Raw genomic sequence first — 12,211 nt, forward strand, 5'->3', positions numbered from 1 at the left:
GCTCATTCCTCCTTGCCGTCATCCGCAGGAGGCTTTCTGTTCTCGTCTGCCGGATGCTCGCTTTGATTGTCGGCCGTTTCCGGGGCGGCCTCCCCATTTTCCGCCTTCTGGCGGGCGGCCAGCCGGCCCACATAGAGCACCGACGGGCTGCGCAGGTTCCTCCGCCACATCCAGACCATGGCCACCGCCGCGGCCACCGCCGTGAGGACGGCAAACATCTGGGAGGTGCGGATGGGAGCGCCGAACAGTTCCAGGCCGAAGAAGTACAGGCTGTCGGTACGCAGGCCCTCGATCCAGGCCCGGCCCAGGCCGTACCAGAAGAAATAAAACAGGAAGCACTGGCCGTCAAATTTCCGCTTTTTCCCGATCCAGTAGACCGCAATCAAGCCCACCAGGTTCCAGGCCGACTCATAGAAAAAGGTGGGGTGCACGCCCAAATTGCCGGACAGGATGGCCTGGGCCCCCGCCTCGTCCACGTAGCCGTGGGCCAGCGTGTATTCCGCGATGGAGGGGGAACACATCCGCCAGGGCAGGGTAGTAACGTCGCCGAAGGCCTCCACATTCATGAAGTTGCCCCACCGGCCGATGAGCTGGCCGATGAACAGGCCGTGGACCCCCAGGTCGGCATAGGCCAGGAAGCTGATCTTCCGCACGCGGCAGAAGATCAGCAGCACAATGGCCGAGGAGATGATGGCCCCATAGATGGCCAAGCCGCCGTCACTGTACCGGAAAATAGCCCCCCAGTCCAGGGAGCCGTCCTCCAGCCGGTACAGGTCCAGGTTGAACACCACATAGTAGACCCGGATGGCCACCAGGGCGGCTGGGACGGCGAAGAGCATCATGTCGATGATCTGGTCCTCATTGATGCCGAAGCGGGGGGCCCACCTGATGCACAGGAAGACCGCCAGCAGCAGCCCGGAGGCGATGATGACTCCATACCAGTAGATGGGCCGGCCCAGAATGGTGAGGGCCACCCGGTTCAGGGTAAACTCCAGCCCCAGTCCGGGGAAGGAGACCACGTTCGTCATGCTTCCTTCCCCCTCTTGGGCGTCACCAGGGACAGGGCGGTCCGTTCGTCGGTCACCCAGTTCTCGATCAGCTTCTCCGCGTCCTCCTTGGTGACGGAGGCGAACAGGTCGGCGAAGCGCAGGTAGTCAAATCCGGCGAAGAAAGCCTGGGCCTGCCCCACACAGAGGTTCTCAAAAGAGTTCAAGCCCCGGACCTTGGCCCCGTAGAGGCCCTTTTTCAGCCGCTCCCACAGCTGGGGATCGATGCCCTCCCGGCCGATCCGGGCGGCCTCGCCGGCGATCGCCTTGCGGACGGCGTAGGGATCCTTTGACTCTCCTCCGGCGTACAGGAAGGAGCAGCCGGGGTAGCTCTCATAGCCGTAAGCGAAGTTCTGGTTGATGAGGCCCTCCCGGTACAGCTTGGCGTACAAGGGGCTGGAGTTGCCCGTCAGGGCCTCCATGGCCAGTTCGGCCACCAGCTGCTGCTTCAAGTCCCCCTCCCCCTTCTCGGGGGCGGCGCCCTTATAGCCCAGCTGGAAAATGGGGGTGGACACCTCCATGGCGGTCTCGATGACGCTCTGGGCCGCCCGATCACTCTCCTTCTCCCCGTAGTCCTTGAGGGCGATGGGGCCGGCCTCCCTGGGCAGGATCTCCCGGGCCACGTCACAGATGTGCTCCGGGTCCACATTGCCCGCCACGCACAGGGTCATGTTGGCCGGGTCGTAAAATGCCTTGTGGCAGGCGTAGAGGGTATCGGCGGTGATATGGGAGATGGACTCCACGCTGCCCGCCACGCTGACCCGGATGGGATGGCGCTTGTACAGGGCGGCCATCAGGTTCATAAACACCTTCCAGTCGGGGTTGTCCTGGATCATGCCGATCTCCTGGCCGATGATGCCCTGCTCCTTGTCCACGCTCTCCTGGGTGAACCAGGGAACGGAGACGAAGGACAGGAGGATACGCAGGTTTTCCTCAAACTTTTCGGTGGACTCAAAGTAGTAGCCGGTGATGGCGGAGCTGGTGAAGGCGTTGGGACTGGCCCCGTTGGCCGCCAGCTCCTGTAGGGCGTTGCCCTCCTTGGTATCGAACATCTTATGCTCCAGGTAGTGGGCCACTCCGGCGGGGGTATCGTGCCACTCCCCATCCAGGAAGAAGCGCATATCCATGCCGCCGTAGTTGGTGGCGAAGAAGGCATAGCCCTTCTGGAACTCAGGCTTGGGGAACACAAAGACATTCAGGCCGTTTTCCAGCACCTGGTGGTACATCTTCTCCCCCACCCGGGAAAAATTCACCTGTTCCATGGGTCAGTCCTCCTTTCCCTTCAGGAAGTAGATGGTGTCCAGCTCCAGCCGCTGGGCCGCCGCCATGACCTGCTCCCGGGTCACGGCCTCAAACCGGGCGGCCAATTCCTCCGGGGTGTCGTCCAGCCCGGCCGCCGCCTGACCCAGCCAGAATTCCTCCTGGCGGGCCTGGTCGTCCAGCGCGGCCAGGTGGCTGCTGACCACGGTACGGCGGGCCCCCTCCAGCTCCCAGTCCTCGATCTTGCCCGCACGGATGTTGTCCAGCTGGGTCATGATCTCATCCCGGGCCTGCTGGTACTTGTCAAACTCGATGCCGGAGGACACCAGCACCAGCCCCTTCATCTTCTCCAGCATGGAGCTGGCGTAGTAGCACAGGGACAGCTTCTCCCGCACGTTGAGGAACAGCTTGGACAGGGTTGTGCCGCCGAAGATGGCGTTGCACAGGACCAAGGCGGGATAGTCCTCCTCCCAGCAGGTCTGGCCGCCGGTGCGGAAGCCCATGGCCAGCTTGCCCTGGGTCACGTCCATGGCCTCCTCGATCACCCGGGGCTCAGGTCCGGCGGAGATGCGCACCTCGCAGTCCGGGTCCAGCCGGTCCTCATTCACCGGCAGGCCCGCCAGAGCGGAGCGCATGGCCTCCTCCACCCGGCCGGGCGCGGCGGAGCCGCAGTAGTAGACTTCCACAGCGGCCTCATGCATCAGCTCCTGATACCGCCGCCACAGGGAGGCGGGGGCGATGGCCTCCACATGGGCCTCGTCCCCCAGCTTGTCCACCCCAAAGGACTCCTCTCCGCACATGAGCTGGGTCAGGCGGTGGGTGGCGTAGGTCCTCTTGTCATTGATCTGGCCCCGGATGCGGTCCAGCAGATTGGCCTTTTCCCCCGCAGTGTAGTCGGGATCAAAGGCGCCGTCCCGGGTGTAGGGCTTCAGCAGCACCTCACCCAGAAGGTTGGCGGCGGGCTCCAGGATCTTTTCCCCCTCCAGGGCGTAGGCGTCGTCCAGGAAGCTGGCCACGAAGCCCACGCACTGGGTCTCCCCCTTCTTCCGGACCACCGGCTCGATGGCGCCGCCGTACAGCTGGTCCAGGGCGGCGGACAGGGACTCCATGTCCGGATGGACCCCGGTGCCCCGGCGCAGGACCGAGGGGACCAGGGCGTTGGCCGCCGCCGTCTTGGGGTCCAGGGGGGCCATCAGCGTAATGGACAGGTAAGCGCTTTTAAATTTATCCGTGTGGACTGTACGCAGCCACACGCCGGGGAACAGCTCCCGGCGTTCCGTTTGTGACATATAAGGATGTTCCTTTCTCCGGGAAAATGGCAAAATTCGCAGATGGACATATCATACCACGACTGGTGGCAAAAAGTAAAGTGTGATAGTTGGTTGATGTCACCGAAATAGGGTATACCCGGTCCAAAAAATTTTTAAAAAAGCCCCGCTTGGTATGGTTTTGAAGTCCGCCCCATTGTATAATGGTGCCAGCCGAATTTGGAAAGGAAGGACCAGCCCCATGACTGACCCCAGAGAGTTTTGGAATATGCGCTCCCGCAATTACGACGACCAGGTGGGCCCCCTCTATGAGGACGCCTATACCCGGACGGCAAACAACACATTAAAATACCTCAAGCCCGGGGACCAGGTGCTGGACTTCGCCTGCGGCACCGGGATCGTCACCCTGCAGCTTGCCCCCCATGTGGCCCACATCCGGGCCATCGACATCTCCGACGAGATGGTGGCCCAGGCCAGCAAGAAGCTGGAGGGCGGGCAGTTCCCCAACGTGGAAATTACCCAGACCGACCTGTTTGACCCCTGTCTGGAGCCGGAGACCTTTGACGCAGTCACCGCCTTCAACGTGTTGTGTTATGTGGACGACCCGGCCAGGGTCTTCGCCCGCATCCGGGAGCTGCTCAAGCCCGGCGGCATGTTCCTCTCCGCCACCGACTGTCTGGGCCAGAAGCCGACAAAAGCGGGCCTCAAGAAGTTCTGGAAGAGCCGCACCGGCTCCATGCCCTATGTGGCCTTCTACACCATGAAGGGGCTGGAGCGGACCATTGCCCAAAACGGCTTTGCTGTTCTAGACCGGGAAAACCTGTTTCCCGCTCCCCCCAACCTGTTCGTGGCCGCGCAAAAGGAATGATGTTCTGCCGCCCGCCGGTTTTCCGGCGGGCGGTTTTTTTCCGTCTTTACAGGGTGACCTCCAGCCCGTGTTCTCCTTTCAGCTCCGACAGGAGAACACCGTTTGGGACAGGGGCCCCGTCCAGCAGGACGGAGGAGCTGCCCGTCCGCCGCACCCGGATGCGGAGCAGCCCGGCGTGCAAAGTCCACTGGGCAGAATATCCGGGCCAATCCGGGGGCAGGTTTGGCTTCACAAACAGGCGGCCCTCCCGGACCTTCAGGCCCAGCAGCTCCCCCACCGCCACCTGCCAGTACCAGCCCGCCGCACCGGTGTACCAGCTCCAGCCCGCCCGGCCCTCCCGGCCGGGTGCAGAGGACACATCGGCGGCAATGACGTAGGGCTCTGCCCGGTATTCCCGGGTGGGATGGTGCTCAGGCAGCAGGGCCCGCAGCACCTCCCAGCCCTCCCCTGCCCGGTCCAGCCGGAAGCAGGCCAGGGCCAGCCAGAGGGCGGCATGGGTATACTGTCCCCCGTTCTCCCGGACCCCGGCGGGATAGCCCTTGATATAGCCCGGGTCCCGGTCCTCCCCGCCGTCAAAGGCCGGGTCAAAGAGCCGGACCACCTGGTGTTCCCGGTCGAACAGCCGGTCCAGGGCGGCGGACACCGCCCGGTCTGCCTGTTCCCGGTCCGCGCCTTGGGGCAGGGCGGCGAAGGATTGGGCGATGGAGTCGATCTGGCACCGGCGGCTTTGGGCGGAGCCCAGCGGGGTCCCATCATCATAGTAGCCCCGGCGGTACCATGCTCCGTCCCAGGCACGGTGGGCGGCGGACAGATATTCCGACGCCCGTTTCAGCAGCTCTTCCGCCCTCTTCTCCTCCCCCACGCGGCGGCAGAGGGGGGCGAATTCCTGCAGGACCACCACCAGAAACCAGGTGAGCCACACCGACTCCCCCTTTCCTCCGGCCCCCACCCGGTTCATGCCGTCGTTCCAGTCTCCGCCTCCCATGAGGGTCAGGCCGTGGGGGCCGGGTCCCCGTTCCAGGACACAGCGGACAGCGGCCAGGGCGTGGCGGTACAGGCTGTCCTCCTTTTCGCTGGCCCGGGGGACCTCGTACCGCTCCATCTCTCTGTCGGCCAAGGGAGGAGAGGCGAGATAGGGCGCCCGCTCATCCAGAACCGACCAATCCCCTGTGACGGCGCAGTAGCGGCTCAGGACCCAGGGCAGCCAAAGCAGGTCGTCGCTGATCCGGGTGCGGACTCCGGCTCCGTGGGGCGGGTGCCACCAGTGCTGGACGTCCCCCTCCTCAAACTGGCGGGACGCGGCCAGCAGAAGCTGTTCCCTCGTCCGCTCCGGCCAAGTCCAGAGCAGAGCGGCCGCGTCCTGGAGCTGGTCCCGGAAGCCGTAGGCTCCGCCGTTCTGGTACTGGGAGGTCCGGGCCATCAGGCGGCAGGCCGCCACCTGGTACAGGCACCAGCCGCCCAGATAGCGGTCCAGGGCGGGGTCCGGGGTATTCACCCGCAGTGCCGACACCTTGTTCTTCCACCAGTCCGCCGTCTCCTCCCGGGCACCGTCCAGCCGCCTGGGAGTAAAGCGGTACTCCGGCCCGTTCTTCCCGGGGGTGGCCAGCAGCGTCAGCGGCAAGTCTTGGGCCAAAGGATGGGACAGAAGCTCCCGTCCTTTCAGACATACTCTCAGCACGCCGGAGGTTCCGGTCAGGATAAAGGTCAGCGTGCGGTAATTCTCCCCCGTGGGGACAAAACCCCGGGTAAGCAGCGTGCCGTTTTTGAGCCGCTTCTCCCACCGGGCCGCGCCGGGAGCGTAGGTGACGGTACAGGGCAGGCCGTCTCCCGCCGCGAACACGGAGACCTCTCCCCCTTCCAGGTCCAGCAGGATACGCTCCGGGCCACCCACCGCCAGGGGATCGTTGGTCCAGGGCGTCAGCCTGCCCTCCCGGGCGTTGCCGCCGGTCCACAGGAAGCCCGCCCCCGTCTCGTCCGTGAGCCAGCCGAATTCCGGATTACATAATAGTTGGCTCCACCCCACCGGGGGCAGCCGGTCCCCTGTCTGAATGGAGACTGTGTCACCCTCCAGCCGCCAGGGGGCGGGACCGGGAGCCACCTCTACCGGAGTCGGCGGGACGATTTTCTCCTGCCGGGCAGGTTCCGTCTCCCGGGGCAGGGGCAGCACCGCCTTGGCCCAGGCCAGCACCGCAGGTGCCCCCTCCTTGCCCACCAGATGGACGCCTCCCTTGGCCCCCAGGGCCGACTCCGCTCCCAACTCCTTCAGCCCCTCCAGAATGGCGGTGCGCAGGGGACGGCGGTAGTCGCCTCCCTCCTCCACCACCAGGACCAGGTCAAAGGGATACCCGGACCGGGTCAGCAGCTGGTGCCAGCGGCACCACAGCAGGGCCTGTTCCTGCTCCTCTTGTCCCGCCACAGGACCGGCGGCGATGGGCAGGTCCCCGGAGATGCCAAAGGGCCACAGAGAGGACTGGGGCGGACGCTCCTTGTCCTCCTCCCGGGCCGCCAGCTTGTCCAGCAGGCGAAAGCCCTCCAGGGCCTGGAGTTCCGTCAGGGACAGCCGCCGTACCAGAGGGGCCAGACTTCCTGGCTCCCCACCCCTGAGGACCCGGCGGGCCTCCTCAGCGGCTACCTCGGGTCTGTCCCCCACCGCCAAGGCCAGGGCGAAGGCGGCCCGTTCTCCCGGCCCCAGGGTGACCGGGAACCGGACCATGAGACAGGGGTCGGTCCCCACTCCTTGGCCCAGGGGGCCCGGTTTGCGCCCGGGCAGAGCCCGCAGCCCGCCCCGGCCCAAAGCCGCCTCCCGGTCCAGAGCCAGGTCAGCCTCCTCACCGTCCCACAGAACGGCCAGCACCGGTTCCCGGCTCCCGCTCCGGGCACGCCGGCAGAACAGGACGCCTCCTTCCGTCCGCTGTCCCTCCAGGAACAGCCGGGAAAAAGCGGGGTGGGCCGCAAAATCCCGCAGGGGGCAGAGCACCGGCTCCAGGTACAGGAGCAGCTCTCCCACCAGCGGCTGCGTCCCCTCCCAGGTCAACTCCACCCTGCGTAATTCCCCGTTTTCCCGCCGCGGGACGGACAACGTGGTACGGGCGGTCAGGCCGCCCCGGCGGAGGGTCCATGCGGCCCCGGCGGCGTAAAACTCCCAGCGGTACTCTCCATCTTGATACAGGGGGGCGGGGGTCAGGCCGAAAAGCTCCCTTTCTCCCTGAAAGAAAAAGGACACGCCCGCCGGGGCGTAGTATTCCCCCGGTCCGGCCAGGGTGACTTGGTCGTCCCACAGTCTGGAGTCGGTCAGGCCGCTGTCCCGGACCAGGACGGACCAGCTGCCGTTGGATACCAAATGGCACCGGGGGTACAGCAGCCCCCAGTCCTCCCCCGTCCGCTCCAGGCCGGGACCGGAAACCGGCTTGGGTTTCTCCGGAATGTCCCGGTCCCGCTGGCGGGTCACCGGCTCCCCCACCGGCACCCGCTCCTGGAGCAGTTCCCGGTAGGCCGCCATGTCCCGGTCCGTCATGAACCGCTTCTGCATGATATTGTCCCGCAGCGCGTTGTCAATGGCCACCAGACTCATGCCCAAATGGTGAGACATATAGGAACGGACCACCTCATAGTCCTCCCGGCCGTGCAGGTGGGAGGGGGTGTAGTCCACCGCCTCGTACAGGCCATAGCGGCCCTCCAGCCCCATATCCCGCAGGCGGCGCAGGTTGGCCAGGGCGCTTCGTGGGGCCAGGAGGAGGGCCAGGAAAGAGGAGTAGGGAGACACCACCAGTTCGGAATCCAGCCCCCGCTTCAGTCCCAGAACCTGGACCCCGTGGGCCTTGTACTGGTAATTCATGGCCGGGTCAAAGGCGTAAAACCCCGACTCGGAGATGCCCCAGGGGGTCTTGGTCTTGACTCCCCGCCGTTTCTGGGCGTAGATGCAGAAGGCCAGCGTCTCATAGAGAAAGGAGTTGGGCTCACAGGGCAGGAGCAGGTTGGGCATGAAGTATTCGAACATGGTCCCCGTCCAGGAGGCCATGCCGCTGTAATCGTTGTCCCCCAGCAGCATCCGCCCCAGCCGCCGCCAGTGCCGGGGCTCCACCTCGCCCCGGGCGATGGCGATATAGCTGGTCTGCCGGGCCTCGCTGGCCATCAGGTCGTAATAGCCGCCGGTGAGCTTCTCCCGCTCCACCTCGTAGCCGATGGAAAACAGCTTCCGGTCCCGGTCATAAAGGGGGGCGCAGTCCATGGCCCCGGCCAAGGCCATGGACCGGCGGGACAGGTCCTCCTCTCCCCACTCCTGCAACCCTTCCCCCAGGGCAATGAGGCAGCCCCGGAGGTTGCCGCTGTCCACGGTGGACACATACCTGGGGTGGAGGGGACACAGGGAAGCCGTGTCGTACCAGTTGTACAGGTGTCCCCTCCATTTATCCAGCCCCTCCACCGTGTCCAGGATATGGGCAATGAGTTCCGCCGCCCGCTGCCGGGACAGCAGGTCCAGGTCAGCCGCCGCCATGGCGGACAGGAGGGCAAGGCCGATATTGGTGGGCGAGGTCCGCCGGGCCAGCACGGGTCCGGGCTGCTCCTGCCAGTTGTCCGGCGGCAGCCAGTGGTCCCCGGGCTGGAGGAAGTCGGCAAAATACCGCCAGATCAGGGTGGCCTCATGGAGCAGGAATGCCCGGTCGGAGGGAGACAGCTTTTTCCCTCCGGCAGAGGGCTGGCTGATGGCCCAGGCCAGTGCGGGGGCCATCAGCCAAAGGAAGCCCACCGCCATGCCCAGGCGCAGCCGGGCAGACACCAGGGTGAACAGCCCCACCGCCACGGAGAACCACAGCTTTTGATAGTAGGACCACAAGCTGTCCTTCCCCTTTTCCGCCTGGTCCGCCGTCACCCAGGCCAACATGTTTTTGTGGGACACCCCCATCCGCCACAGGGCGGTGCAGGCGGCAGAGGCGCAGATATAGGCGTGGTAGGGCAGGAACAGCAGCTGGAAGGCGGTCTGAAGGACCGCCCCCGCCAGTCCGGCGATGACGGTGGAGTGGTAACGGCGGTGCTTGCCGTTCCGCCGCCGGGCAGCCAGCTCCGCCCCGGACAGCAGCAGGTTGGAGGCGGCGGCCACCACAGCCACGCCCCCCGCCCAGGCAAAGGCCGCGTCCCACCGGCAGATGCCCAGCACCAGAGCGGCCAGGGTGAACACCGGAGACAGGGAGCGGCGGAGGTTATCAAAAATCTTCCACCGGGCCAGCAGGGTCAGCGGGTTGTCCTCCTCCCCTCCCTGGCCGTCCGGCACCCGGGAAAACAGCCACGGCAGCAGCTGCCAGTCCCCCCGGACCCAGCGGTGGAGCCGTGCGAAATAGCTGTACACCTTCCAGGGGCAGCCGTCGGTGAGCTCCACCTCCCCCAGCAGCCCCGCCCGGAGGTAGCTGCCCTCCAGCAGGTCGTGGGACAAAATGGCATTCTCCGGGAAACGGCGGTCCAGACAGGTGAAAAAGGCGTCCACCTGGAAAATTCCCTTGCCGGTGTAGGTCCCCTGGTCAAAGAGGTCGTGATATACGTCGCTGGCGGCAGAGCCGTAGGGGTCCACACCCCCCAGTCCCCCGAAGACCCGGGAGAACAAGGAGCGGTTGGCCGCTTCCAGGTCCACCGCCACCCGGGGCTGAAACAGGGCGTGGCCCGACGCCACCACCCGCCGCTTCCGGTCCACCTCCGGCTGGTTCAGCGGGTGGAGCATGGCCCCCACCAGTTCCCGGGCGGTGCCCACGTTCAGGCTGGTGTCTGAGTCCAGGGTGATGACAAACTTGGTTCCCCTCAGGCTCTCCCGGTCCCCGGCCTCCACCTCCAGACCGGTTGGCCGTTCCTTCAGCAGGCGGACCAGCTGGAGCAGGGCGCCCCGTTTCCGCTCCCAGCCCAGGTACTTTTCATCCCGGGGGCTAAATTGGGGGCGGCGGAAGAACAGGTAGAAGCCGCCGCCGTATTTCCGGTTCAGCTGTTCCACTGCCTCCCTGGCGCTTTCCACCCAAGCCCGGCCCGTTTCCCCCATGGGGGGCCCGCTGTCGGGCAGGTCGGCCAGGATCCCGAAGCGCAGTTCCGCCCCCGCGTCCCGGTTGGCCAGCCGGTACCGCTCCAGCAGGCCGGCCAGCTTTGGCCCGCTGTCCGGCCCGGTGAGCAGGGCCACCACCACGCACAGGGTCCGGCCATGGGCGGGGATCCCGCCCTCCAGCTCCATCCGGAACACCGGACGGGGCGGCACCAGCCGCACTAGGGCAAAGTCCAGCACATTTTTCACGATGTCGGACAGGGGCAGCAGCAGGAGCAGAGGGAGCATCCAGGACCTTGCCCATATGCCCATGGCCAGGGCCGCGCCCAGGGACAGGCCGCACACCGCCCACACATAACCCGCGCCGGAGGGCAGGCGCGCCTTTCTGCCCAGAGGCTGGCGGTAGAGGTACCAGCCGATGTGCTGTCGGACCCCAGTCCCCTTTTGGGCCAGGTCCAACGCACGGCGGGCCGCCTGACCCTCCTCCAGCCGGTACTTTCTGGCCAGGCGGCACACCTGCTGGCGGTAGCGGCGACGGCTGTCCTCATCCATGTGGGGATAGTGGCCTGAGGGGTCCTGGCGCAAAATGGCCTCCACCCGGCTGCCCCCCTCCAACACCGGCCCCCAATTGGCCGCGGACAGGGCCCGCAGCGAGGAGAACAGCGCCTCAAAACTCCCCGCGTCCCCCTTGCCCGCTTCCAGAGCTTCCACATCGCCGCACAGCTCTCCCAGCCGCTCCACTGCCGCCCCGGCCAATGCCGGCACGAACAGAGACAGTTCCCGCTCGCTCAAGGGCAGCACAGATTGGAAGGCGGACAGATACCGGGCCACCTGTCCGCTCTCCAGATTCGGCGCCGCCCACAGCAGCCCCTGGGCGCAGTGCCACAACAGACACATGCCATTCTCTGTCCCCCGGAGAGGACGGCCCTTTCGGAAGGAGCGCACGGCCTCCCAGCCCTCCCGCAACGCCAGATAGCGGTTGTCCAACAGCCACTCCACGGCCGGAGGAAGTGTGGTGCGCCCTGCGCTCCATTCGGTCAGGCAGCGGCAGGTACGCTCCATCTTCTCCAACGCGTCTCGAATGGCCCCTTCCAATTTTTTTACAGGGATGAATCCCGAAGGCTTCAATTCCCGGGCGGCATTGACCGCATAGTTGGCCAGATGGGCGTCATCCATTGGGACGTTGGGCGTATTGGACATAAGAATACCTCCAGGGATAAATTTCTGATTTCCATCCAGTTTGCCCCGGCTCTGGGTGAATATACCAAAGAAACCAGCTCTTGTTGTCAAGGAATTTGACTTGACAAACAGGGCAAACTGTGCTATCATTCCGTTTGTAAAGTTAATCAGCTTTACATTTCAGAATATAAGGAGGTCGGGACCCATGAAAAACCAGGCTTACCGCATGGCGATGCTGTTCGATTTTTACGGCGATGTGCTGACGGACCGGCAGAAGGAGTTCTACGACCTCTATTACAACGAGGACCTGTCCCTGGGGGAGATCGCGGAGAATTACAACATCACCCGCCAGGGCGTCCGGGACGTCATCGTCCGGGCCGAGGCCATCCTCACCGATTTGGAGGACAAGACCGGTCTCATCAAGCGTTTCCACACCATGACGGAACAACTCCGGCAGGTCCGGGACGACGCCCAGCGGCTGGCGGACCTGTCCGCCCGGCGGGATGACGAAGAGATGGAAGTCCTCTCCCTCCGCATCCGGGACGCCGCCGACACCCTTTTGAAGGAGTAACCC

Annotated in this window: 6 protein-coding genes; 2 read left to right on the forward strand and 4 right to left on the reverse strand. The window is 65.3% G+C overall.

Annotation, left to right across the window (positions count from 1 at the left end):
* Nucleotides 1-2: 2 nt before the first annotated feature.
* The 3 genes from lgt to yfmF are packed head-to-tail and all read right to left on the reverse strand — an operon-like array spanning nucleotide 3 to nucleotide 3,595.
* Nucleotides 3-1,028, reverse strand: coding sequence for a prolipoprotein diacylglyceryl transferase (gene lgt / locus I6E42_RS00065; RefSeq protein WP_235369663.1), 1,026 nt, complete (start codon nucleotides 1,026-1,028; stop codon nucleotides 3-5).
* Nucleotides 1,025-2,308 (reverse strand): EF-P 5-aminopentanol modification-associated protein YfmH, encoded by a 1,284-nt coding sequence (gene yfmH, locus I6E42_RS00070; RefSeq protein ID WP_235369664.1) that lies wholly within the window; start codon nucleotides 2,306-2,308, stop codon nucleotides 1,025-1,027. Before yfmH ends, lgt begins: the two co-directional genes overlap by 4 nt.
* Before the next feature lie 3 nt (nucleotides 2,309-2,311).
* Entirely contained in the window at nucleotides 2,312-3,595 is a 1,284-nt protein-coding gene (yfmF, locus tag I6E42_RS00075) for an EF-P 5-aminopentanol modification-associated protein YfmF (RefSeq protein WP_235369665.1), read from the reverse strand.
* A gap of 220 nt (nucleotides 3,596-3,815) precedes the next feature.
* Between yfmF and I6E42_RS00080 the strand changes: the two genes are divergently transcribed.
* The gene (locus I6E42_RS00080) at nucleotides 3,816-4,442 is read left to right on the forward strand and encodes a class I SAM-dependent methyltransferase (RefSeq protein ID WP_235369666.1); all 627 of its coding nucleotides are present in this window, start codon (nucleotides 3,816-3,818) and stop codon (nucleotides 4,440-4,442) included.
* Nucleotides 4,443-4,488: 46 nt separating this feature from the next.
* On the opposite strand, the gene I6E42_RS00085 is transcribed toward I6E42_RS00080, so the two are convergent.
* Nucleotides 4,489-11,658, reverse strand: coding sequence for a GH36-type glycosyl hydrolase domain-containing protein (locus I6E42_RS00085; RefSeq protein WP_235369667.1), 7,170 nt, complete (start codon nucleotides 11,656-11,658; stop codon nucleotides 4,489-4,491).
* Nucleotides 11,659-11,842: 184 nt separating this feature from the next.
* Between I6E42_RS00085 and ylxM the strand changes: the two genes are divergently transcribed.
* Nucleotides 11,843-12,208 carry a YlxM family DNA-binding protein gene (gene ylxM, locus I6E42_RS00090; protein ID WP_235369668.1) on the forward strand — a complete coding sequence of 122 codons (366 nt, stop codon included), beginning with the start codon at nucleotides 11,843-11,845 and terminating at the stop codon, nucleotides 12,206-12,208.
* Nucleotides 12,209-12,211 lie beyond the last annotated feature (3 nt).

Source organism: Pseudoflavonifractor phocaeensis (assembly GCF_021531815.1).
In the GTDB taxonomy this organism is placed as follows: Bacteria; Bacillota; Clostridia; order Oscillospirales; family Oscillospiraceae; genus Lawsonibacter; species Lawsonibacter phocaeensis_A.

Coding starts and splice junctions, on each gene's coding strand:
- lgt (WP_235369663.1), bottom strand. CDS start 1,028: ATGACGAACGTGGTCTCCTTCCCCGGACTGGGGCTGGAGTTTACCCTG.
- yfmH (WP_235369664.1), bottom strand. CDS start 2,308: ATGGAACAGGTGAATTTTTCCCGGGTGGGGGAGAAGATGTACCACCAG.
- yfmF (WP_235369665.1), bottom strand. CDS start 3,595: ATGTCACAAACGGAACGCCGGGAGCTGTTCCCCGGCGTGTGGCTGCGT.
- I6E42_RS00080 (WP_235369666.1), top strand. CDS start 3,816: ATGACTGACCCCAGAGAGTTTTGGAATATGCGCTCCCGCAATTACGAC.
- I6E42_RS00085 (WP_235369667.1), bottom strand. CDS start 11,658: ATGTCCAATACGCCCAACGTCCCAATGGATGACGCCCATCTGGCCAAC.
- ylxM (WP_235369668.1), top strand. CDS start 11,843: ATGAAAAACCAGGCTTACCGCATGGCGATGCTGTTCGATTTTTACGGC.